This is a genomic window from Streptacidiphilus sp. BW17, from assembly GCF_041262485.1.
GTDB lineage: Bacteria > Actinomycetota > Actinomycetes > Streptomycetales > Streptomycetaceae > Streptacidiphilus.
Genome location: NZ_JBGCCR010000013.1, coordinates 90,378 through 112,896, shown reverse-complemented (window position 1 = coordinate 112,896; position 22,519 = coordinate 90,378). Strand labels below are relative to the sequence as shown.

Annotated in this window: 21 protein-coding genes; 7 read left to right on the top strand and 14 right to left on the bottom strand. The window is 71.5% G+C overall.

Annotated features, from left to right (window positions below; all coding sequences use genetic code 11):
• Positions 1–27: 27 nt before the first annotated feature.
• From ABH940_RS18330 to ABH940_RS18320, 3 genes are all read right to left on the bottom strand, one after another.
• A complete protein-coding gene (locus tag ABH940_RS18330) occupies positions 28–2,430 on the bottom strand; it encodes an ATP-binding cassette domain-containing protein (protein ID WP_370105726.1) in 2,403 nt (800 codons plus the stop codon).
• A 103-nt stretch (positions 2,431–2,533) separates the two neighbouring features.
• Positions 2,534–3,253, bottom strand: a complete 720-nt coding sequence (locus tag ABH940_RS18325) for a response regulator (RefSeq protein WP_370105725.1) — start codon at positions 3,251–3,253, stop codon at positions 2,534–2,536.
• Positions 3,250–4,515: a sensor histidine kinase gene (locus ABH940_RS18320; protein ID WP_370105724.1), complete on the bottom strand. Its 1,266-nt coding sequence runs from the start codon at positions 4,513–4,515 to the stop codon at positions 3,250–3,252. Before ABH940_RS18320 ends, ABH940_RS18325 begins: the two co-directional genes overlap by 4 nt.
• Before the next feature lie 208 nt (positions 4,516–4,723).
• Between ABH940_RS18320 and ABH940_RS18315 the strand changes: the two genes are divergently transcribed.
• On the top strand, positions 4,724–5,434 hold the full coding sequence (locus ABH940_RS18315; protein WP_370105723.1) for an ABC transporter ATP-binding protein: 711 nt from the start codon (positions 4,724–4,726) through the stop codon (positions 5,432–5,434).
• Positions 5,435–5,489: 55 nt separating this feature from the next.
• On the top strand, positions 5,490–7,880 hold the full coding sequence (locus tag ABH940_RS18310) for an ABC transporter permease (RefSeq protein WP_370065836.1): 2,391 nt from the start codon (positions 5,490–5,492) through the stop codon (positions 7,878–7,880).
• A gap of 113 nt (positions 7,881–7,993) precedes the next feature.
• Here ABH940_RS18310 and ABH940_RS18305 read toward each other — a convergent pair whose 3' ends face one another.
• Positions 7,994–8,788: an SAM-dependent methyltransferase gene (locus tag ABH940_RS18305; RefSeq protein ID WP_370065838.1), complete on the bottom strand. Its 795-nt coding sequence runs from the start codon at positions 8,786–8,788 to the stop codon at positions 7,994–7,996.
• Between the two features lie 144 nt (positions 8,789–8,932).
• Here ABH940_RS18305 and ABH940_RS18300 point away from each other — a divergent pair, with 144 nt between their 5' ends.
• Positions 8,933–9,694 (top strand): PIG-L deacetylase family protein, encoded by a 762-nt coding sequence (locus ABH940_RS18300; protein ID WP_370065840.1) that lies wholly within the window; start codon positions 8,933–8,935, stop codon positions 9,692–9,694.
• A gap of 40 nt (positions 9,695–9,734) precedes the next feature.
• Here ABH940_RS18300 and ABH940_RS18295 read toward each other — a convergent pair whose 3' ends face one another.
• Positions 9,735–10,199, bottom strand: a complete 465-nt coding sequence (locus ABH940_RS18295; protein WP_370065842.1) for a Zn-ribbon domain-containing OB-fold protein — start codon at positions 10,197–10,199, stop codon at positions 9,735–9,737.
• 228 nt (positions 10,200–10,427) lie between these two features.
• On the opposite strand from ABH940_RS18295, the gene ABH940_RS18290 reads away from it, so the two are divergent.
• The 3 genes from ABH940_RS18290 to ABH940_RS18280 all read left to right on the top strand — a co-directional run bounded on the left by ABH940_RS18290 (position 10,428) and on the right by ABH940_RS18280 (position 13,299).
• Positions 10,428–11,120 (top strand): TetR family transcriptional regulator, encoded by a 693-nt coding sequence (locus ABH940_RS18290; protein ID WP_370065843.1) that lies wholly within the window; start codon positions 10,428–10,430, stop codon positions 11,118–11,120.
• Positions 11,121–11,260: 140 nt separating this feature from the next.
• Positions 11,261–11,992 (top strand): SDR family oxidoreductase, encoded by a 732-nt coding sequence (locus ABH940_RS18285; protein WP_370065845.1) that lies wholly within the window; start codon positions 11,261–11,263, stop codon positions 11,990–11,992.
• A 62-nt stretch (positions 11,993–12,054) separates the two neighbouring features.
• Positions 12,055–13,299, top strand: coding sequence for a PP2C family protein-serine/threonine phosphatase (locus ABH940_RS18280; RefSeq protein WP_370065847.1), 1,245 nt, complete (start codon positions 12,055–12,057; stop codon positions 13,297–13,299).
• A gap of 30 nt (positions 13,300–13,329) precedes the next feature.
• Here the strand turns inward: ABH940_RS18280 and ABH940_RS18275 are convergent, their stop codons facing one another.
• The 9 genes from ABH940_RS18275 to ABH940_RS18235 all read right to left on the bottom strand — a co-directional run bounded on the left by ABH940_RS18275 (position 13,330) and on the right by ABH940_RS18235 (position 21,612).
• The gene (locus ABH940_RS18275; RefSeq protein WP_370065849.1) at positions 13,330–13,857 is read right to left on the bottom strand and encodes a histidine phosphatase family protein; all 528 of its coding nucleotides are present in this window, start codon (positions 13,855–13,857) and stop codon (positions 13,330–13,332) included.
• 142 nt (positions 13,858–13,999) lie between these two features.
• Complete coding sequence (locus ABH940_RS18270) at positions 14,000–15,352, bottom strand: ammonium transporter (protein ID WP_370105722.1); 1,353 nt, start codon at positions 15,350–15,352, stop codon at positions 14,000–14,002.
• Complete coding sequence (locus tag ABH940_RS18265; protein ID WP_370065853.1) at positions 15,352–16,737, bottom strand: ammonium transporter; 1,386 nt, start codon at positions 16,735–16,737, stop codon at positions 15,352–15,354. The genes ABH940_RS18270 and ABH940_RS18265 overlap by 1 nt, the downstream gene beginning before the upstream one ends.
• 63 nt (positions 16,738–16,800) lie before the next feature.
• The gene (locus ABH940_RS18260) at positions 16,801–17,772 is read right to left on the bottom strand and encodes an urease accessory protein UreD (RefSeq protein ID WP_370105721.1); all 972 of its coding nucleotides are present in this window, start codon (positions 17,770–17,772) and stop codon (positions 16,801–16,803) included.
• On the bottom strand, positions 17,769–18,389 hold the full coding sequence (gene ureG / locus ABH940_RS18255) for an urease accessory protein UreG (RefSeq protein WP_370065857.1): 621 nt from the start codon (positions 18,387–18,389) through the stop codon (positions 17,769–17,771). The genes ABH940_RS18260 and ureG overlap by 4 nt, the downstream gene beginning before the upstream one ends.
• A 56-nt stretch (positions 18,390–18,445) precedes the next feature.
• Complete coding sequence (locus tag ABH940_RS18250; RefSeq protein WP_370065859.1) at positions 18,446–19,138, bottom strand: urease accessory protein UreF; 693 nt, start codon at positions 19,136–19,138, stop codon at positions 18,446–18,448.
• Positions 19,135–20,859, bottom strand: coding sequence for an urease subunit alpha (gene ureC / locus ABH940_RS18245; protein ID WP_370065861.1), 1,725 nt, complete (start codon positions 20,857–20,859; stop codon positions 19,135–19,137). The genes ABH940_RS18250 and ureC overlap by 4 nt, the downstream gene beginning before the upstream one ends.
• Positions 20,859–21,260, bottom strand: coding sequence for an urease subunit beta (locus tag ABH940_RS18240; protein WP_370065863.1), 402 nt, complete (start codon positions 21,258–21,260; stop codon positions 20,859–20,861). The genes ureC and ABH940_RS18240 overlap by 1 nt, the downstream gene beginning before the upstream one ends.
• Before the next feature lie 46 nt (positions 21,261–21,306).
• Positions 21,307–21,612: an urease subunit gamma gene (locus ABH940_RS18235; protein WP_370065865.1), complete on the bottom strand. Its 306-nt coding sequence runs from the start codon at positions 21,610–21,612 to the stop codon at positions 21,307–21,309.
• A gap of 323 nt (positions 21,613–21,935) precedes the next feature.
• Here ABH940_RS18235 and ABH940_RS18230 point away from each other — a divergent pair, with 323 nt between their 5' ends.
• Entirely contained in the window at positions 21,936–22,508 is a 573-nt protein-coding gene (locus tag ABH940_RS18230; protein ID WP_370065867.1) for a MarR family winged helix-turn-helix transcriptional regulator, read from the top strand.
• Positions 22,509–22,519 lie beyond the last annotated feature (11 nt).

Sequence of the window (22,519 nt, the reverse complement as noted above, 5' to 3'; positions counted from 1 at the left end):
TGCGCGGCGCGGACGGGACAGAGGGGCTCACGCGCCCACGTACTCCGCGAGGTGTTGCCCGGTGAGGGTGGTGCGGGAGGAGACGAGGTCGGCCGGGGTGCCCTCGGAGACGATGCGGCCGCCGTCGTGGCCCGCGCCCGGGCCGAGGTCGATGATCCAGTCGGCGTGGGCCATCACCGCCTGGTGGTGCTCGACGACGATGACCGACTTGCCGGAGTCCACCAACCGGTCCAGCAGGCCCAGCAGTTGCTCGACGTCGGCGAGGTGGAGGCCGGTGGTGGGCTCGTCGAGGATGTAGACGCCGCCCTTCTCGGACATGTGGGTGGCCAGCTTGAGCCGCTGCCGCTCGCCGCCCGAGAGCGTGGTGAGTGGCTGACCCAGCGTCAGATAGCCGAGTCCGACGTCCTTGAGGCGTGTAAGGATGCGGTGCGCGGCCGGGGTGCGGGCCTCGCCGTCGCCGAAGAAGGCCTCCGCCTCGTCCACCGACATCGCGAGGACCTCGCTGATGTCGCGCCCGCCGAGGTGGTACTCCAGCACCGAGGCGTCGAAGCGCTTGCCCTCGCAGTCCTCGCAGACCGTGGAGACGCCCGCCATCATCGCCAGGTCGGTGTAAATGACGCCGACGCCGTTGCAGGTCGGGCAGGCGCCCTCGGAGTTGGCGCTGAACAGGGCCGGCTTGACCCCGTTCGCCTTGGCGAAGGCGCTGCGGATCGGGTCCAGCAGCCCGGTGTAGGTGGCCGGGTTGCTGCGCCGCGAACCGCGGATCGCGCCCTGGTCGATCGAGACCACGCCCGCCTCGGCGATGCCCGGCTGCTTGGGCAGCGAGCCGTGCACCAGCGAGCTCTTGCCGGAGCCCGCCACGCCCGTGACCACGACGAGCACCCCCAGCGGGATGTCCACGTCGACGTCCCGCAGGTTGTGCGTCGAGGCGCCGCGGATCTCCAGGGTGCCCTCGGGCGTGCGGACCGACTTCTTGACGGAGGACCGGTCGTCCAGATGGCGGCCGGTACTGGTGCCGCTCTTGCGCAGGTCGTCCACGGTGCCCTCGAAGCAGACCTGCCCGCCGCCCGACCCCGCCGCCGGACCGAGGTCGACGACGTGGTCGGCGATCGTGATCGCCTCCGGCTTGTGCTCGACCACCAGGACCGTGTTGCCCTTGTCGCGCAGCCGCAGTAGCAGCTCGTTCATCTTCTGGATGTCGTGCGGGTGTAGCCCGATGGTGGGCTCGTCGAAGACGTAGGTGACGTCGGTGAGCGAGGAGCCGAGGTGGCGGATCATCTTGACGCGCTGCGCCTCGCCGCCGGAGAGCGTGCCGGAAGGGCGGTCCAGGGAGAGGTAGCCGAGGCCGATCTCCACGAACGAGTCGAGCGCCTCCTGGAGCGCGGTCAGCAGCGGCGCGACCGAGGGCTCGTCCAGGGCGCGGACCCACTCGGCCAGGTCGCTGATCTGCATCGCGCAGGCGTCGGCGATGGAGACCTTGCCGATCTTCGAGGACCGGGCCGGGGCGGCGAGCCGGGTGCCCTCGCACTCCGGGCAGGTGGCGAAGGCGACCGCGCGGTCCACGAAGGCCCGGATGTGCGGCTGCATCGCCTCCTTGTCCTTGGCCAGCATGGACTTCTGGATCCTCGGCACCAGACCCTCGTAGGTCATGTTGATGCCCTCGATCTTCATCCGGGTCGGCTCCCGGTAGAGGAAGTCCTGCAGCTCCTTCTTGGTGAACTTGGCGACCGGCTTCTCCGGGTCGAAGAAGCCGGAGGAGGCGTAGAGCCGGTAGTTCCAGCCGCCTGCCTTGTAACCGGGCACGGTGATCGCCCCCTCGGCGAGCGACTTCGCGCCGTCGAAGAGCTGGGTGAGGTCGATGTCGGAGACCGAGCCGCGCCCCTCGCAGCGCGGGCACATGCCGCCGGTGATGCTGAAGCTGCGCCGCTCCTTGACCTGCTTCCCGCCGCGCTCGACGGTCACCGCGCCGGCCCCGCTGATCGAGGGGACGTTGAAGGAGTACGCCTTGGGCGAGCCGATGTGCGGCTTGCCGAGACGGCTGAAGAGGATGCGCAGCATCGCGTTGGCGTCGGTCGCGGTGCCGACGGTGGAGCGGGGGTCCGCGCCCAGCCGCTGCTGGTCGACGATGATCGCGGTGGTCAGACCCTCCAGCACGTCGACGTCGGGCCGGGCGAGGGTGGGCATGAAGCCCTGGACGAAGGCCGAGTAGGTCTCGTTGATCAGTCGCTGTGACTCGGCGGCGATGGTGTCGAAGACCAGCGAGCTCTTGCCCGAGCCGGAGACCCCGGTGAAGACGGTCAGCCTGCGCTTGGGGAGGTCGACGCTGACGTCCTTGAGATTGTTGACGCGCGCGCCGACCACACGGATCAGTTCGTGGCTGTCGGCGGCGGCGTCGTTGACCGCGCTGGTCTTCTTGGTCCGGGTGGCCATGCTTGTCGTGTCTCCGTCTCTTCGGCCCTGCGACGGTCCGTCCATCGCTGTCACTCTAACGACGACGGGGAACACCCGACTTCTTGAATCCTGACCGAACCGATCAGTCGCTCTCGCCCTGGCCAGGGGTGATCAGACCGGTCTCGTAGGCGAGGACGACGGCCTGGACGCGGTCGCGCAGGCCGAGCTTGCCGAGGATGCGGGCCACGTGGGTCTTCACCGTGGCCTCGGAGAGGTGCAGGTGCGCGGCCAGTTCGGCGTTGCTGAGTCCGCGGGCGATCAGGCGCAGCACCTCGGACTCGCGGGCGGTCAGCGTGGCGAGGTTGCGGTGGCGGGTGTCCGGGTCCTGGCCGCCGACCGGGAGGGGGACGTCGTCGCGGCGGGCGAAGCGGGCGACCAGGCGGCGGGTGATGGCGGGCGCGAGCAGCGCGTCGCCGGAGCGGACCATGCGGACCGCCGAGACCAGGTGCTCGGGGCTGACGTCCTTGAGCAGGAAGCCGCTCGCGCCCGCGCCGAGCGCCGCGTAGACGTACTGGTCCAGGTCGAAGGTGGTCAGGATGATCACGCGGGGAGCATGCGCGCCGCCGGTCGAGCGGACTCCGCTCGACACGATCTGGCGGGTCGCCTCCAGGCCGTCCATCCCGGGCATGCGGATGTCCATCAGGACGACGTCCGGCAGGGTCCGCCGCACCGCGGCGACCGCGTCCGTTCCGCTCTCCGCCTCGGCGGCGACCTGGATCCCCTCGGACGCCAGGATCATCCGGAACCCGGTGCGCACCAGCGCCTGGTCGTCCGCGATGACGACGCGCAGGGCGTCACTCACTGTTCCTCCAGCAGGTCCGGGGTGGCCAGGGAATCGAGGGTGTCCAGCGGGATGGTCGCCGTGACGCGGTAACCGCCGGTCAGGCGCGGGCCGTTGTGCAGGGTACCGCCGTGGACGGCGACGCGTTCGCGCAGACCGACCAGGCCCTTGCCGCTGCCGGTGTCGGCCGCCGCGCCCGGTCGGCCCTCGGTGTTGGCCACGTCCACCGTCAACTCCCGTGACCCGTAGTCGACGTGGATGTCCGCGCCGGCCCCGACGGCGTGCTTGACCATGTTGGTCAGCGCCTCCTGGACCACGCGGTAGGCGGTCAGTTCCAGGCCCGGAGACAGCGGGCGCCGTTCGCCGGTGACGGCGAGGTCGACGGCGATGCCGGTGAGGCGGATCCGCCCGGCGAGCGCGTCCAGGCCGTCGAGGCCGGGCTGGGGCGCGAGTTCGGGCTTCTCGGCGAGTGCCGAGTCCGCCGTGTCGCCGCCGTCCGGACTCTCCATCGTCAGCAGGCCCATGACCTGGCGCAGATCGGTCATCGCGGCACGGCCGCTGCTCTCGATCGCGAGCAGCGCCTGCTTGGCGAGCGCCGGATCCTTCTCGACGACCATCCGGGCGGCCCCGGCCTGGATCACCATGACGCTGACGTTGTGGGTGACCACGTCGTGCAACTCGCGGGCGATGCGGGCGCGTTCGTGCTCGACCGCGCGGCGCAGCGACTCGATCCGCTCCAGTTCCATGGCGCGCAGCCGCTGTTGGTTCTCCTCGACTCGGCCGGCCCACAGCCGGTGGCCCAACGCGGCGGCCACAACCGGGAAGAGAAGCAGCACGCCCACCACTTCGTTGGACAGGTGGGGCATCTTGACGCGGGGGGAGAGCAGCACCAGCACCGTGCCGGCGAGTGGCAGGCACGCGAAGGTGAGCTGCCGGTAGGGGCTGTGGGCGAGGGCGCTGTACAGCGCGATCAGCGTGCCGAGCGCGGCGGCGAGCAGCACGTCCGGATATGCGTGGCGGAGCAGGAGCGCCACGCAGAGCGCCAGTTGGACGCAGAGCGCGCCCAGCGGCGCGCGGCGTCGCCAGGCCAGGGGCAGCGCCGCCGCGGCGGCGAGCAACGTCAGATCCGGCGGCGTGGACGGCACGTTCGGCGCGGTGAGCGCGTACCGGACGCCGATCAGGGCGAGGGCCACGGCGAGCACGCCGTCGGCGATCCGTCGGCGCAGGGTAGGCGCGCGCGCGGCACCGACCGGTCGAGTGAAGCGGCTGAGACTGCTCCCCACGCTGTTCTGCCCCCTCACGCGACCTGCTCCCTCACGCGACCTGCTCCCACCTGCCGGACTACATCGGAAGGATGACGGCGCGGACGGTCATCCTCGAGCGGTAGCGGAAATGCCTCTGCCGACCGATGAGGCCGATGATCACCGAACCCTAGCGTTACCGGTGTCGCGACGAGCACGCACGCATCGGAACTTGGGAGAGGAAACGACGATGACCGGCACCGGACCTGTGATCCAAATGGACGGAGTGAACCGCCACTTCGCGGACGGACCGGCCGCACTGCGGGACGTCTCGCTGACCGTGGAGGCCGGCGAGGCGGTGGCGATCCTGGGTCCGTCCGGCAGCGGCAAGTCGACCCTGCTCAACATGGTCGCCGGTCTGGACCGCCCCGACTCCGGCACCGTCACGGTGGCGGGCGTCCGCGTCGACCGGCTCGACGAGACCGGCGCGGCGCGCTACCGCCGGACCCGGATCGGCATGGTCTTCCAGTTCTTCAACCTGCTCGACGACCTGACCGTGCTGGACAACGTGGTGCTGCCCGCCGAGATGACCGGCGTGGCCCGCGGCGAGGCACGGCGACGGGCCAACGGACTGCTGGACACCCTGGGCATCACCAAGCACGCCCGCGTCTACCCCGGACGGCTGTCCGGCGGCGAGCGTCAGCGGGTCGCGGTGGCACGGGCACTGATGAACCGTCCGCCGCTGCTGCTGGCGGACGAGCCGACCGGGGCGCTGGACTCCGCCTCCGGCGAGGAGGTCAGGGCGCTGCTGCGCGAGCTGCACGCCGACGGGCAGACCATCGTGGTGGTCACCCACGACGAGAGCCTGGCCGAGAGCTGCGCGACCCGCACTGTCCGGATCGTCGACGGCCGGATCGCTTCCGACGTCCGCCACAACGTGCCTTCGGCGGTGGCCCGATGAGCGGCGAGCTGAGGCGTAGCGGAGCGCAGCCGATGCGGAGCGCGGAGGAGGAGGCATGAGCGCCCTCGGTACCGTGATGCGTGCCGGTGTGCGGCGGCGCCGGGTGCAGACCGCCGTCACCGGGCTGGCGGCGATGATGGCGGTGACCGCGTCCGTGCTGGGCGGTTCGCTGCTGGTCGCGTCGAACGCGCCGTTCGACCACGCCTTCGCCCAGCAGAACGGGGCGCAGCTGGTGGTCCAGTTCGACTCCGCCAAGGCGAGCGCCGACCGGGTCGGCGCGACCGCGCACGTGGCCGGGGTGACCGCGACGGCGGGCCCGTTCCCGACCGCCTCGGTCAACCCGAGCGGCGTCGTCGGCATGGAGCTGCCCGCAGGGCTGAGCGTCCCGCCGATGGAACTGGTCGGTCGCGCCGACGCGGGCGGTCCCGTCGACGACGTCAGCTTGACCGCCGGGCACTGGGCCTCGGGGCCGGGGCAGCTCGTCGTGTCGGCCGACTGGACGGGGCCGCAACTGTCCGTCGGACAGAAGGTGGAGGTGCCTGCCGCCTCCGGCGGGACCGCGGAGCTCGACGTGGTCGGCATCGCCCGGTCCGTCAGCGCGACCGGTGACGGTTGGGTCGCGCCGGACGAGATCCCGGCGCTCGCGGCTGCGACCAGCCGTGAGGGCGGCAGCACCGGACTGCAGATGCTCTACCGCTTCACCGCCGCGTCCACCGCGGCGCAGCTCGCCGCCGACCGGGCCGCCGTCGCGGCCGGTCTGCCGTCCGGTGCGGTCAGCGGCAGCCGCGACTGGCTGGACGTCAAGAACAGCAACACCAGCTCCACCGGGATCTTCATCCCGTTCCTGACCGCCTTCGGGCTGCTCGGCGTGCTGATGTCGGTGCTGATCGTGGGGAACGTGGTGGCCGGCGCGGTCGGCTCGGGCACCCGTCGGATCGGGGTACTCAAGGCGCTCGGCTTCACTCCGGGCCAGGTGGTCCGCGCCTACGTGGGACAGGCGCTGATCCCGGCCGTCGTCGGCACCCTGCTGGGTGCGGGGCTGGGCAATCTGGCGGCCGGTCAGGTGCTGGGCGCCACCGAGCAGGTGTACGGCACCACCTCGCTGACCGTCGCGCCCTCCGTCGACGTGGCCGTGATGGCGGGCACCTTGCTGATGGTCTCGGTCACCGCCTGCCTCACCGCGCTGCGCGCCGGTCGGCTGCGGACCGTGGACGCGCTGACTGTCGGTCGGACCCCGCAGCCCGGCCGGGGGCGGCGTGCCGCACGGATCGCCCGGGCGCTGCCGCTGCCGAGACCGGTGACCATGGGCCTGGCCCAGCCGTTCTCCCGCCCGGCGCGCAGCATGGCGATGGTCATAGCGATCCTCTTCGGGGCCGTGTCGGTCACCTTCGCGTACGGCCTGGGCACGTCGCTCCAGCGGATCCAGGACGCCAAGAAGTCCAACGCCGACGTGACCGTCCTCAGCGTCGCCCCGCCGCTCCCCGGGAGCACCGGCGCGGGTGCGGCGAAGCCGGGCTCGGTCGATACCACGGCCATGACCGCGGCGATCGAGGCCCAGTCCGGCACCCGGGCCTGGTTCGGCGCCGCGCAGTCCCAGGTCACCGCCGGTGGGACCACAGTCGCGGTCAACGCCACCGCGTTCTTCGGGGACGCGTCCTGGTCCGGCCGCCAGTTGGTCTCGGGCAGCTGGTTCACCCGTCCCGGCGAGGCGGTCGTGTCCACCCCGTTCCTGACCGCCACCGGTACCAAGGTGGGCGAGACCGTGGTGCTCAACGACCACGGCAAGGCGATTCCGGTGAGGATCAGTGGTGAGGTCTTCGTCGCCAGCAGCGGCGCGGCGATGAGTGTCCTCACCGACGCCCGCACGCTGGCGGCGGCCGAGCCGGACCTGCGCCCGCAGGTCTTCTCCATCGCACTCACGTCCGGCACCGACCCGATCCGCTACACCGACGCGCTCAACGCCGCGCTCCGCCCGACCGGAGCCGTGGCCCAGGTCGGGGACGGCGGCGGAGCGAGCCAGATGGTGATCCTGCTGGACGCGCTCACCGGGGTGCTGACCCTGATGCTGGTCGTCGTCGCGGGGCTCGGCGTGCTCAACTCGGTGGTGCTGGACACCCGCGAGCGGGTCCGCGACCTCGGCGTCGTCAAGGCGCTGGGCATGACCCCACGGCAGACCCTGGCGATGGTGATCGCGTCGGTGTCGGTCGTCGGCGTGGTGGGCGGAGTGGTCGGGGTGCCGATCGGGGTGGTCCTGCAGCGGATCGTGGTCCCGGCCATGGGGCAGAGCGCGGGCCTGCGGCTGCCGGGCGAGGTACTGGACGTCTACCACGCGCTGCCGCTGACCCTGCTGGCGCTCGGCGGCCTGGTGATCGCCGTCCTCAGCGCGCTCCTGCCCGCCGGATGGGCGGCCAGGACCCGGACCGCGGTCGCGCTGCGGACCGAGTAGCCGGGCAGACCGGGCCGGGCAGCGGGCCGGGCATCGGGCAGCAGGCGAACAGGAAAGCTTCGGGCGGGTCGTCGGCGGACGGCCCGCCCGAGCGGTGTGCGGCCGAACCGGCGTCAGCTGATCCGGGCGACCGCCGCGATGGGCGCGCCGAGGCCGCCGGGCTCGATCTCCTCGGCACGCCACTTGTAGTAGGAGACCAGGCCGGGCTCGAGCAGCTCGAACGGCTCCAGCCAACCGGCCACGTCCGCCGGGCGGTAGAGCGTCAGCGCCGAGGAGGCGTGGGCGTAGGCGCTCTCGGCCTTGGCGATCTCCTCGTCCGAGAGCGTGCCGCCGGTCGCGACGGACATGACCATGTGACTGCCCGGCGCCAACGGCTCGGTGTAGGCGCGGACCAGCGCGGCCGGGTCCTCCTCACGGCGGACGAAGTGCATCACCGAGATGAGCAGCAGTCCGACCGGCTGGGAGAAGTCGATGACGCCCGACTCGCGCAGGTGGCCCAGGATCTCGTCGGGTCTGCGCAGGTCGCCGTCGAGCGCGGAGACACCCGTGGTGGCGCGGAGGGCGCGGGTGTGGGCCAGCACGACGGGGTCGTTGTCGACGTAGACGATCCGGGCGTCCGGCTGCTGCTCCAGCACGATCTCGTGGACGTTCGGGCTGGTGGGGATGCCTGCGCCGATGTCGACGAACTGGCGGATCCCGCTCTCGGCCAGCAGCCGCACCGCGCGGACCAGGAACCGCCGGTTGGCCTGCGCGATGTCCCGCGCGGTGGGCTGCGCGGAGAGCAGGTGCTCGGCTGCGGCCCGGTCGGCTGCGAAGTTGTCCTTGCCGCCGAGGAGGTAGTCGTAGACCCGGGCCGTGCTGGGCACGTTGGGGTCCAGAGCGGCGGGGGTCTGGTCGACTTCGGACATCTCGGGGCCGTCCTTTTCGGTGACAGTCGGTCACATGTGCGGGCAGTCTAGTGCCTCGCCCGCCGACCTCTGCCCGGCAGCGACGCCCGGCACTTACCTACGCCGTATGCTCGGCTGGATCCGCGAACCGAGAGGTGGCCCTCGATGACCGCGCCCAGCATTCTCACCGTGTTCGGACACCCGGACGACGAGTCGTTGGCGGCGGGCGGGGTCCTGGCCCGGCACGCGGCAGCGGGCGCGCGGACCGCGATCGTCAGCGCGACCTGGGCGGAAGACACGTGGCGCGCCGAGGAGTTGGCCGAGGCCGCGCGCCTGCTCGGCGCGGAGAAGCCGCGGATGCTCGGCTACGCCGACGCGCACTTCGAGCCCTCGGCCCCGGGCCGCGCGCGCTTCTGCGACGCGCCGCTCGACGAGGCCGTCGGCAGGCTGGTGGCGCACATCCGGTCGTTCCGCCCCGAGTTGGTCCTCACGCACGACGCCTACGGCGGGCTGACCGGCCATGTGGACCACCGGCACGCGCACCGGGTGACCGTGCTCGCGGCCCAGGCGGCCGGACTGGCCCAGCTCTACCCGGAGGCCGGTGACCCCTGGCAGCCGCGCGCGCTGTACTTCTCCACCTACCCGCACTCGTGCGTCCCGGCCTTCCGGGAGCTGGTGGGCGAGGCGAGGACGCTCTACACCGTCCCCGACGAGCAGGTCGACACCGCGTTCGAGGTCGGTCCCTGGATGGACCAGAAGATCGCGGCCGTGCTGGCCCACCGCAGCGAGGTGGAGCGGGGCGCGATGCCCGGCGTGATCTCGCAGATGTCGCCGGACGTGCGGGAGCGGCTGTTCGGTACCGAGTTCTTCATCCGGCAAAGCCTGGTGACCGAAGTAGCCTCTGTACAGCCGGAACTGACGGTCTGACAGGGTCGGACAGGGACTGACAGCGAACCACCCGCGCGGGTCAGTCCCCCCAGCCCAGCTCGTTGAGCTCGAAGACGGGGCGGCCGGAGGCGTCCTCGGCGTCGGTGAAGCGGACCCGTGCGCCCGGCCAGAGCTGGTCCTGCGGGCCGCCGAGGACCCAGCCGTCGACGAGAGGGCCCTCGTCGAGCTGAATCATCGTCAGCCGTGGTGTGGAGACCGGCTTGCGGGCGATGGCGGGGGAGTGGACGACCTGGCCGAGGCCCTGGCTCTCCTCCCAGCGGAAGCTCTCGCTGCGGCAGACCCGGCACATCAGCGCGGGACGCGGCTGCGCCGAGTCGCACCAGGTGCAGCGCTGGAACCGCAGGCCGGTGGCCTGACCCGGAGCGGCCGAGGCGGCGGAGTCGACAGCGGGCGGGGCCGGCACGAACGCGGGCACATAGACGGGCACATAGACGGGCGCGACGGGCGCGAAGGCGGTGGCGGTCGCGGTGGGCGGCGGGGTCATCGGTTCTGTTCCTCCTTCGGATCGGACCGGGATGCGGGCAGGCTGCTGCGGTCCTTGGGCAGGGGAGGCGAGATCCGGCGGGTGGGACCGGATACCATTTGGACGGTACTCAGTTCCACGCCAGGTGGCAAGGGGTAGCGACAGCGGGAAACAACAACCGGAAGCAACAAGCGGAAACAAGAGGTGACGAGTGGTGTCCCAGGCCCGGACGCGTCAGGATGTGGCTCCATGACATCGCGCTCAGCGCCCCCGGCGCGCGACCGGCTGGCCGACGCCGCCCTCTCGCTCTTCGACGAGCGCGGATACGACCAGACCACCGTCGACGACATCGTCGAGCGCGCCGGGGTCGGCCGGTCGACGTTCTTCCGCTACTACGGGTCCAAGGAGGCCGTGGTCTTTCCCGACCACGACGGTCTGCTCGACGCGATCCGCGCCCGGCTGGCGACGTCCTCCGACGCCACCGCCCTGGTCGCGGTCTCCGACGCGGTCCGGCTGGTGCTGCTGCACTACCTGGAGGAGGGCGAGATCGCCCGCCGCCGCTACGCGCTGACCAGCAAGGTCTCCGCGCTGCGGGACCGGGAGATCGCCAGCGTGGCGCGCTACCAGCGGCTCTTCCGCGAGTTCATCACGGCCTGGATGGGCGACGAGGCGCCCGGCGCGGCCCTGCGTGCGGAACTGATGGCCGCAGCGGTCGCGTCCGCGCACAACCACGTGTTGCGCCGCTGGCTGCGCGGCGAGTGCCAGGACCCGCTGGCGGAGCTCGACGCCGCGATGCAGGAGGTGATCGCGCTCTTCACCGCCCCGGCCCCGACGGCCGACGGCGCGGGGACGACCGTGGTCGCGTTCCAGAGCTCGCAGCCCCTCGACGCCCTGCTCCCGGCGCTGCGCCGCCTCCTCGCGGAGGACGGTCCGGCGAAGTAGTGGACGGTCCGGCCAGGTAGCGGACGGTCCGGCGAGGCAGTGGAGACAGGGGCCCGGAGAGACGGGACGGGCGTCACGGTCCGTAGCCGGGTACCTCCGCCACCTGGCTACCGGGCGCCCGAGCGGGGAGCCTTACGGGCATGAACAACTCTTCCAGGAGCACAGCCACGGCACTGGTGACCGGCGCCAACAAGGGCATCGGCAAGGAGATCGCCCGACAGCTCGCTGCGGCGGGGGTCAGCGTCCTGCTCGGCGCCCGCGACGCGGAGCGCGGCAAGCGCACCGTCGCGGAGCTGGACGGCGACGTCCGCCTGCTGGTCCTCGACGTCACGGATCCGGAGAGCGTGGCGGAGGCCGCCCGGCAGGTCGAGCGGCTGGACATCCTGGTCAACAACGCCGGGATGATGGCCGACGGCAACGCCGCGCCGGACGCCACGCTCGACTCCTTCCGCCGCACCTTCGAGACCAACCTCTTCGGGGTGCTGACCGTCACCAACGCCTTCCTCCCGGCGCTGCGCCGGTCGTCCGCGCCGCGCATCGTCAACATCTCCAGCGGCACCGGCTCGCTCACCCAGAGCGCGGACCCGAACCGCGGGTTCGCCCTGGGGCCGGGCTCCGGCGCGGCCTACCGCAGCTCCAAGACCGCGCTCAACGCGCTCACCCTGTTCTACGCCCAGACGCTCGCCCCCGAGGGCTTCAAGGTCAACACCATGGCCCCGGGCCTGCGCCGCACCGACCTCAACGCGCTCGCGGCCGGCAGCGAGGGCGACCCCGCCGAGGCCGCGACGGGCGCCGTCCGCCTGGCGCTGCTGCCCGAGGACGGCCCGACGGGCCAGTTCCTCTCCTGGGACGGAACGCCCGTGCCGTGGTGAGACCGCGCCCGGGAGGGTGAGAATGAGTCCGGGGGCCTGTCTTGCGGATCAGGCGGAGCACCATGACCGAGGTGGCGATCGACTACGAACGGGTCTTCCAGTCGTTGCCAGGGATGGCGGCCCTGCTGACCCCTGAGCTGGTCTACCTGGACGCCAACGAGGCGTTCCTGCATTTCTCCGGCCGAACCCGGGACCAGCTGATCGGCCGGTACCTCTTCGACGTCTTCCCGGACAACCCGAACGACCCCGCGGCCGACGGCGTCCGGAACCTCGAGGCGTCCCTGCGCCGGGTGCTCGCCACCGGCCAGCGGGACGTGATGGGGTTGCAGCGCTACGACGTGGAGTCGGCCGAGCGGCCGGGGGAGTGGGAGGAGCGCTACTGGAGCCCGGTCAACGCCCCGGTCCTCGGTCCCGACGGCGAGGTGGAGCTGCTGGTCCACCGGGTCGAGGAGGTCACCGAGCTGGTCCGCGCCCACGACCGCCCCAACGGTGACCGGACCCGGGCGCTGGAGGCCGAGCTCTACACCCGCGTCCGGGAGCTGCAGGAGGTCAACGCGCAGCTGCGGCAGGCCAACGCCCGCGAGCGGGTGATCGCGCTGTCACTGCAACGGTCGATGCTGCCCGCTCCGGGACCGGTCCGGAACCACCCGGTGGCCGTGCGTTACCAGCCGGCGACCGTCGCGCTCAATGTCTGCGGCGACTGGTACGACCTGGTCGACCTGGCCGACTCCGGAACACCCGGCGGGGACCGGATCGGGGTGTCCGTCGGCGATGTGGTCGGGCACGGGCTGGAGGCCGCCGGCGTGATGGGGCAGCTGCGCAGTGCGCTCAGCGCGGCCATCCGCGTCGCGACGGGGCCCGCGCACGCCCTGGAGGTCCTCGGCCGCTACTCCCGCTCGGTCGAGGGCGCGCAGTCGACGACCGTCGTGACGGTCTTCGTCGACTGGGACCGAGGGCTGATCACCTACAGCAGCGCCGGTCATCCGCCGCCCGCACTGGTGCGTGGCGGGAGGCGGGTGGACTTCCTGGACCAGGCCACCGATCCGCCGCTGGACGCGAGGCCGGAGCTCACCATGCGACCGCAGGCCGTCGTCCCCTTCACGCAGGGGGACACCCTGGTCCTCTACACCGACGGCCTGATCGAGCGCCGCGACCGGGACATCGACGTCGGCCTCAACCTGCTCGCCGCCTCGCTGATCCGCCACCGCGACGCGGAGCCGGAGGCGCTGGCCGACGCCGTGCTGACGGACCTGCTCCCGTCGGCGGGTGTCACGGACGACACGGCGCTGGTGATCGTCCGGCTGTGAGGGCGTGTGATGACGTGTCCTGGACTGTGACTACGGCAGGTCGCGGGGCCGGACGAAGGCTTCGAGCCGCGCACCGGTCCTGCCCAGCCCGGACCACGGATCGGTGACCTCCAGCACGGCGGCGGCTCCGGTCGGGAACTTCTCCCGCAGCAGTGCGGCGGCCGGGTGCTCGTCGGGGCGGTCGCCGATCAGCTCCAACACCAGCTCCTGCACGGCCGGTTGGTGGCCCACCAGCATCAGCGTGGCGCAGTGGGCGGGCGCGGAGCGCGCCACGGCCAGCAGGCCGTCGGCGTCGGCGGAGTAGAGGCGCGGTTCCACGCGCACCTCGGGTCTTCCGCCGAGGCCGGTGGTGACCAGTTCCAGGGTCTCCCTGGTCCGGTGGGCGGGCGAGCAGAACACCAACTCGGGCAGGTGACCCGTGGCGCGCAGCCAGGCGCCGATCCGGGGTGCGTCGCGCCGACCGCGCGGGCCCAGCGGCCGGTCCAGGTCGGCCACGCCGTCGGGCCAGGCGGACTTGGCGTGCCGCAGCACGATCAGGTGTCTGGGAGCAGGGGACACACCGCCACCCTGGTCCTGTGCGGTGCCGGACGCAAGCCGACACGGAGGGGAGGCCGACGAAGAAACCGACGGAGAAACGGGCGGAGAAAACCGACGGGGCGTCGGCCACCGGCCGACGCCCCGTCCGTCACTCACGGGTGGCTCACTCCCGCAACTGCTCCGGGTCGGCCTCAAGGAGCCTGCGGACCTGCTCCAGCAGGACGCTCGGGTCCTCCTCCTTGCCGTCCTCCCGGATGCCGCTGCCGCGCAGGGCGTCGGCGATCTCCTTGAACTGGACGTCCCAGTCGTTCTGGTAGACCTGCTCGTGCTCCTCCTCGGCCGCGAGCGGCGACTGGCGCAGACCGACGGTCAGGTCGACCACCTTGCCGATCAGCGCGGTCATGGCGAACGCGAAGAGCCCGATCACCAGCACGGCGACCAGCTGCTTGCCCAGCAGGCTCCAACCGCCGCCGTAGAACAGGCCCTTCTTGCCCGTCATCACGCCGGTGGCGGCGAGACCCGCCATCACCATGCCGAAGAGGCCGCCCCAGCCGTGGATGCCCACCACGTCCAGGGTGTCGTCGACGCCGAAGCGGTACTTCCAGCTGATGGCGAAAGCGCAGGTCAGACCGGCCAGGAAGCCGATCACCGACGCCCACAGCGGGGTCAGGTCACCGGCGGCCGGGGTCATCGCGACCATTCCGGTGACCGCGCCCATGCTGATGTCGAGCAGCCCGACCTGGCGGGTGCGCCACCAACTGGTCACCGCCCAGCCCGCCATGGCCGCACCGGCGGCGAACTGGGTGTTGACGAACGCCATCGGTGCCGCGCCCGGAACGCCCAGCGAGGACCCGGTGTTGAAGCCGAACCAGCCGAACCAGAGCAGCGCCAGGCCGATCACGACCAGCGGCAGGTTGTGCGGACGGATCGTCTGACGCTCGAAGTCCTCGCGTCGGCCGGCGACCGCCGCCAGGGCCAGACCCGCAGCGCCGGAGGCCAGTTCGACCACCGTGCCGCCGGAGAAGTCGACCGCGCCCAGCTGCTTGGCCACCCACCCGTCGGGCGAGAAAACCCAGTGCGCCATCGGGACGTAGACCAGCAGCGTCCAGACCGAGGCGAAGACCAGCCAGCCCTTCATCTTCGCGCGTCCCGCGACAGAGCCGCTGATCAGGGCGACCGTGACGATGGCGAAGGACATGTGGAAGACGGAGAAGGTGAGGGTCGGGACGGACCCGGTGCGGCTGGTGAGGCCGACGCCGGTCATGAAGACGTGGTCGAAGGAGCCGATCACGCCGAGTCCGCCCGCGTCCTTGCCGAAGGCGAGCGAGTAGCCGACCGCGAACCAGAGGATGCTGACCAGCACCACGCAGCCGAAACACATCTTGAGCATGGCGATGACCTGACTGGTCTTCACCATGCCGCCGTAGAAGAAGGCGAGGCCCGGTGCCATCAGCAGCACCATGGCCGCCGCCATGATCAGCCAGGCGGAGTTGCCCGAGTCGAAGATCTGCGGCATCACTTCTCCTGCTCCCGACGCTCCAGCAGCCGCCGCAGCTCGGCCAGCAGTTCGGCGTCGACGCCGACGCCGCCGGACGCGCTGTCCGTCGTGCCCGCACCGCCGACCGCGACCGGGACGGCCACGCGGGCCTGGGCGAGGCGCTCGCGGATCTCGGCGATGGTCTCGTCGTCGTAGGCCTGCTCCTCCTCCGCGCCGGGGACGTCTTCGTACTCCTCGGCGGCACGGAAACCGACGGTCTTCTCGATCGCCTTGGCGATCAGCCAGGTCACGCCGAAGGAGAAGGCCGCACAGACGACCACGCCGACGGCCTGACGCCACAGCAGGTCGAGGCCGCCGCCGTAGAAGAGGCCCTTCTTACCGCTCATCTGGAAGGTCGCGAACAGACCGATGCCGAGGACGCCGACGACGCCGCCCCAGCCGTGCACGCCGACCACGTCGAGGGTGTCGTCGTAGCGGAGCTTGAGCTTGAGGTTGATCGCGAAGGCGCAGACCACGCCCGCGACGAAGCCGATCACCAGCGCGCCGATCGGCGAGACCTCACCGCAGGCCGGGGTGATCGCGACCATGCCGGCCACGGCCGCCGAGGCGACGCCGAGCATCTCGACGTGGCCGAGCCGCCACTTCTCGATCAGCGGCCAGCCGACCATGGCGCCGCAGGCGGCGAGCTGGGTGTTGAGGAAGGCCATCGGCGCGGTGCCGCCGGTCTCCAGCGCGGAGCCGGCGTTGAAGCCGAACCAGCCGAACCAGAGCAGCGCCAGGCCGATCACGACCAGCGGCAGGTTGTGCGGGCGGATCGTCTCGCGCTCGAAGTCCTTGCGCTTGCGGACCACGATCGCGACGGCCAGACCCGCCGCGCCGGAGTTGATCTCCACCGGCATACCGCCGGCGAAGTCGCGCGCGCCCAGGTGCGCGGTGATCCAGCCGTCGGGCGCGAAGACCCAGTGGGCCATCGGCACGTAGACGAAGAGCGTCCACGCGACGACGAACCAGAGCCAGCCGCGCATGGTGGCGCGGCCCGCGATCGAGCCGCTGATCAGGGCGACGGTGATGATGGCGAAGGCCATCTGGAAGGCGGAGAAGATGACGGTCGGTATGGAACCGGTGAGGCTGTTCATACCTATGTCGTGCATCATCCAGTGGGCCGGCGTGCCGATCAGGCCCCAGCCGTTGACGTCCTTGCCGAACGCCAGGCTGTAGCCGATGGCCAGCCAGAGCACGGTGACCAGCGCCAGGCAGACGAAGCTCATCTTGAGCATGACCAGCACGTGCTTGGTCTTGACCATGCCGCCGTAGAAGAAGGCGAGGCCTGGGGTCATCAGCAGGACCATGGCGGTACTCGCCATGAGCCAGGCGGTGTTACCCGTATCGAGGTGGGAGGGCATCCGAGTCTCTCCGGTCGGGGGCACCGTGCCGGACAGCACGGTGACGGTCGTGCCGTTGTGGGGTCAGGACTTGCGCAGCTCCGGTGCGGGCGCGCCGATCAGCAGGCGGCGGACGGCGTCCCAGGCGTGCCGGAGCGCGGCGGTGACGGCGGGGGAGTCGGCGCCGAGGACCCGGAGCCACGCCCCGCAGTCCCCGGGCAGTACGCTCACGCCGAACAGCAGCCCGCTGCCGAACCCGTCCAGTGCGCGGAACAGCGCGTCGGCGACCTCGGCGGCGGGGGCCAGCGGGGTGACCGCGTAGAAGGTCCCGACCAGGTCGTGGCCGGCCAGCACCGCCGGGCCGGTGACACCGCCGCCGTTCCGGCCGGGGGTCAGCCGGACGGTGTCCAGGGCGAGCAGGCGGCCGTCGGGGCGGCGGAACTCCAGGTCGGAGGCGAAGACCTGGTACGCGTTACGCTCCCCGTGCGCCAGGCGGCCCGCCATCACGGTCTCGCCCGCGAGCACGGTGGCCGAGGGTGCGACGGTGATCACGGTCCGCTGGTAGAAGCGCGAGTCCCGGTAGGGGATGGTCGCGTCCGGCAGGTACTCGACGTAGGCGTCCGCGTCGGCGTGCAGGAAGACCTGTTGCGCGGCGTAGTCGGCGTCCATCCGGTGGACCTTGGTGGCCGCCTGGGTTGTCAGGTGGACGGCCGTGCCCGCGCCGCAGTGCAGGTCCATCCGCAGCCGGTCGGCCTGGACGATGCCGCCGCCGGTGGACATCAGCAGGGTGACGGCCAGGTCCGGCCGGGCCGGGTCGAAGTAGAGCGGGCGCATGATCTGGAGCGGCGACTTCTGGTAGTGCTTCACCAACTCCGTCCGCGCGCCGATCCGTTCGAAGCCCAGCTCCAGCAGCCCGATCTTCCCCGGCCTGCCGACGCCCAGCGCCTGCGGCCGTCCCGCGTACCGCCGCACCTCGGCGGGGACACGGGACGGCTCGTAGTGCGCGGGCGTCAGCCGGTCGGCCCGCCCGCCCGGCCGGACGGCGACGGTCTTCACGCAGGAACCCGTCGGTAGGTCTCCAGCAGGTCCGCGACCTGGTCCAGGCCCTCGCCGGTCAGGCTGTTGGTGAGCACCACCGGACGGCCCTCGCGGACGCGGTCGGCGTCGGAGGACATCACGTCGAGATCGGTGCGCACGTACTGGGCGATGTCGATCTTGTTGATGACCAGCACGTGGGAGTCGGTGATGCCCGGACCGCGCTTGCGCGGCATCTTCTCGCCCTCGGCGGTGTCCAGCACGAAGAAGAACATGTCGACCAGCAGCGGGCTGAAGGTCAGCGTCAGGTTGTCGCCGCCCGACTCGTAGATCAGCGTGTCCACGTCCGGGAACTGCTCCAGGAGTTCGGCGCCCGCGGCCAGGTTCATCGTCGGGTCGTCCCGGACGGCGGTGTGCGGGCACGCGCCCGTCTCGACGCCGACCACGCGCTCGGGGTCGAGCACGCCTGCCAGGTTGCGGCGGACGTGGTCGGCGTCCTCCTGGGTGTAGATGTCGTTGGTGATCACCGCAGGCCGTCGGCCACGGGCGATCAGGACCGGGACGAGCGCCTCGATCAGCGCCGTCTTGCCCGAGCCGACCGGCCCGGCGATGCCCACACGGAGCACGTCGTCCGTCATCTTCTGCCTTCTCTCTTGCATGTCCTGGTGTCGGTGTGGGTGTCGGTCATGGCCGGTCATGAGACGAACATCCGTGCCTCGGCCCGTTCGTGGCGTCCGGACATCGCGTCCGCGACCGGGACGCAGCCGCCCAGGTCCGCCGACTCGCGCTCCAGCGCCGCCGCTACGACCTCCGTGATCACCGGCGCGAGCTCGCGCAGCGTGATCTGCGCCCGGCGGTGGTCCGTCAGGCGCAGCCGCAGCCCGGCGCTGACGAAGCTGACGGCGAAGGCGAACAGGTCGCTCGCCACGGCCTGTTCCGCCGGGACACCGCTCGACGCGTAGGCGACCCCGGCGGCCACCGGCTGGCAGCCCGGTGTGGCCTTCGACGCGACCAGTTCCGCGTAGCGGTCCAACTCCGCGCAGCCCAGGGCGAGGCGGGCGGTGTCGAGCATCTGCCGCCCGGTGCGCGTCGAGGCCTGGCGCGCCTCGCGGTTGAGCTTGCTCGCGAAGAGACGCTGGTCCACCTCGACCACCGCGGCCCAGTCGCCGTCGCCGACCGCGCGGTGGGCCAGGGCCAGCGCGGTGGCGTCCGCCGGGCCGACGGAGTGGCGCAGCAGGTCCTCCAGCAGCGGCGGCATGCCGTCGGCGTCCACCCGCTTGGCCTGGAGGTAGCCCTCCAGGCCGTGCGAGAGGGTGTAGAGGCCGCTCGGGAAGGCCGAGTCGGAGAGCTGGAGGCTGACCAGGAGCTGGTCCAGAGAGCTGCTCATGCGAGGTAGAAGAGGTGGTTGAGCGGGAGCGTCCGGGCCGGCTCGATGGTGGCGGGTTCGCCGTCCAGGGTGACCTGGTAGGTCTCCGGATCCACCTGGATCTTGGGCAGCGCGTCGTTGCGGACCATGTGCTGCTTGCCGACCGTGCGGCAGTCCCGCACCGGCAGCACCCGGCTGTCCAGCCCGAGTTCGGCCGGGACGCCGCGCTCGATCGCCGCCTGCGACATGAAGGAGACCCGGGTCGCCTGCCGGGCCTTGCCCATCGCCCCGAACATCGGGCGGTAGTAGATCGGTTGGGTGGTCGGCAGCGAGGCGTTGGGGTCGCCCATCAGCGCCCAGTTGACCATGCCGCCCTTGATCACCAGCTTGGGCTTGGCGCCGAAGGAGTGGATCGGCCACAGGACGATGTCCGCCAGCTTGCCGGGCTCCAGCGAGCCGATCCAGTCGGCGGTGCCGGTGGCGATCGCGGGGTTGATGGTGAGCTTGGCCAGGTAGCGCAGCACCCGCTGGTTGTCGTTGCGCTCACTGTCGCCGTCCAGCTTGCCGCGCTGGTCCTTGCAGTGGTGCGCGGTCTGGAACGCACGGGCGAAGGTCTCGCCGACCCGGCCCATCGCCTGGGAGTCGGAGGAGAAGATCGAGATGACGCCCTCGTCGTGGAGCACGGTCTCGGCGGCGACGGTCTCCGCCCGGACCCGGGAGTCGGCGAAGGAGACGTCCTCCGGGATGTCGTGGCTCAGGTGGTGGCAGACCATCACCATGTCGAGCAACTCGTCGATCGAGTTGACGGTGTAGGGCAGCGTCGGATTGGTCGACGAGGGAAGGACGTTGGGCTCGCCCGCGATCCGCATGATGTCCGGGGCGTGGCCGCCGCCCGCGCCCTCGGTGTGGAAGGTGTGGATGGTCCGGCCGTCGATCGCGTCGAGGGTGTCCTCGTAGAAGCCGGACTCGTTCAACGTGTCGGTGTGGATGGCGACCTGGACGTCGTACTCGTCGGCCACGCGCAGCGCGGTGTCGATGGTGGCCGGGGTCGCGCCCCAGTCCTCGTGCACCTTGAGGCCGCAGACGCCCGCCTCGACCTGCTCGCGCAGCGCCTCCGGCAGCGAGCCGTTGCCCTTGCCCAGCAGTCCGGTGTTGACCGGCATCTCCTCGACCGCCTGGTACATCCGGCCGATGTTCCACGGACCGGGCGTGCAGGTGGTGCCGTTGGTGCCGTCGGTCGGGCCGGTGCCGCCGCCGATGAAGGTGGTGATGCCGTTGGTCAGGCCCTCCTGGGCCTGCTGCGGGGCGATGAAGTGGATGTGCGTGTCCACGCCGCCCGCGGTGGCGATCAGGTGCTCGCCGGAGACGACCTCGGTGCCGGGACCGATCACCAGCTTGGGGTGCACGCCGCTCTGCAGCCGCGGGTTCCCGGCCTTGCCGACGGCGGTGATGAAGCCGTCCCTGACCCCGATGTCGCCCTTGACCACGCCGAGTACCGGGTCCAGCACCACGACGTTGGTGATCACCAGGTCGAGGGCGCCCTTGAGGTTGGTCGCGGCCGGGTCCTGTGCCATCCCGTCGCGGATGCCCTTGCCGCCGCCGTAGACGGCCTCGTCACCGTAGTGGCCCTCGTTGAAGTCCTTCTCGACCTCGACCACCAGGTTGGTGTCGGCGAGGTGGAACCGGTCGCCGACGGTCGGGCCGAAGAGGTCGGTGTACTGGCTGCGGGGGATGAGCGCCATCAGAGCTCACCCGCCTTGCTGCCCGGGCGCGCGCCGAGGAAGCCGCGCTCGGCCGCGCGGCGCAGTGCCGTGGCGCGCGTTTCGGCGGAGTTGAGGCCGCCGTCGACGAGTCCGCTGAAGCCGACCAGCCGCCGGTGCCCGGCGAAGGCCACCAGGTCCACCTCACGCGTGTCGCCCGGCTCGAACCGGACGGCGGTCCCGGCGGGGAGGTCGAGATGCATGCCGAAGGCCTGCTCGCGGTCGAAGTCGAGGGCGCGGTTGACCTCGAAGAAGTGGTAGTGCGAGCCGATCTGGACGGCCCGGTCCCCGGTGTTGCTCACGCGCACACGCGTCGTGGCCCTACCGGCGTTGATCTCTACCGGCGCCTCTCCGTAGAGATAGGCGGGTCTGCCTGCTGACATGGATGCTCTCTTTCGCGGGCTGCGCGGATGGTGACAACGCCGCGGATCAGGCGCCGATGGGGTCGTGACAGGAGACGAGCTTGGTGCCGTCCACGAACGCGGCCTCGATCTGCAGCAGCGGGAGCATCGCGCGGACGCCGGGCATCACGTCGTCGGCTCCGACGATGTCCTTGCCGAGCTCCATGCACTCGGCGACGGTGCGCCCGTCGCGGGCGCCCTCCAGGATGCCTTCGCTGATCAGCGCGACGGCCTCGCTGTAGTTGAGCTTGAGACCGCGGTCGCGGCGTCGGCGGGCCAGGTCGGCCACCACGTACACGTAGAGCTTGTCGATCTCACGCGGCGCGAGGTTCATGGGGGCGCTCCTTCTGCGGGCGCGGGACGGCCGCGCGAGGAGCCGGGCGGCCTGGGTTCTTCCACAATACGGAAAGTTCTTTCCGTTTGAGAGGAAGGTAGAGGTGTGGCCGCGTGGCGTCAACACGTTGTTGAAGGTCCGAAGACTTTCCTTAATCAGTTCTTGTCCGCCCTGGCGGAAGCTACAGCGGACCGGCGTGATCGGATCGTGAACGCACTGATCAGCCGCCCGAACGCCACCCGCCCGGCCCAACCGGACCCGGGGCGGGCGATAGGATCATGTCCGGCAGCAGGCATGGCAGCCGGCCGGGCAGGAGGTCCGAGATGGGGTACCCGCGGTCCCGTGCAGCGAGCACAGGCGAGGGCACGGGGGATGCCGTCGACGCGGTCGTGGCGGACTGGCGGCGCGAGCGCCCGGAGTTGGACACCGAACCGCTGCAGGTGATGGCCCGGCTGCACCGCACCTTCGCGCGGTACCAGTCGCTGCTCACCGACTCGCTGGAGGAGTACGGCCTCAACATCGCCGGCTTCGACGTGCTGACCGCGCTGCGCCGCGCCGGCGCGCCGTACCGGCTGACGGCCGGGCAGTTGGCAGCCAGCGGGCTGATCACGAGCGCGGGCATGACGCTGCGCGCCGACCGGCTGGAGAAGGACGGACTGATCGTCCGTGAGCGCGACGAGAACGACCGCCGCATCGTCCGCTCGCGGCTGACGGAGCGTGGTCTGAAGCTGGTCGACGAGGTCTTCGCGCGGCACCTGGACAACGAGCGCCGGATGCTGGCCGGCCTCTCCGGCGACGAACGACGCCTGCTCGCCGCGCTGCTGGCCCGGCTGGAGACCTCCCTCGACGCGGCTGCCGAGCAGGTGGGCGACGAGGCCACAGCGCCCCAGGACTGAGACCGAAGAGC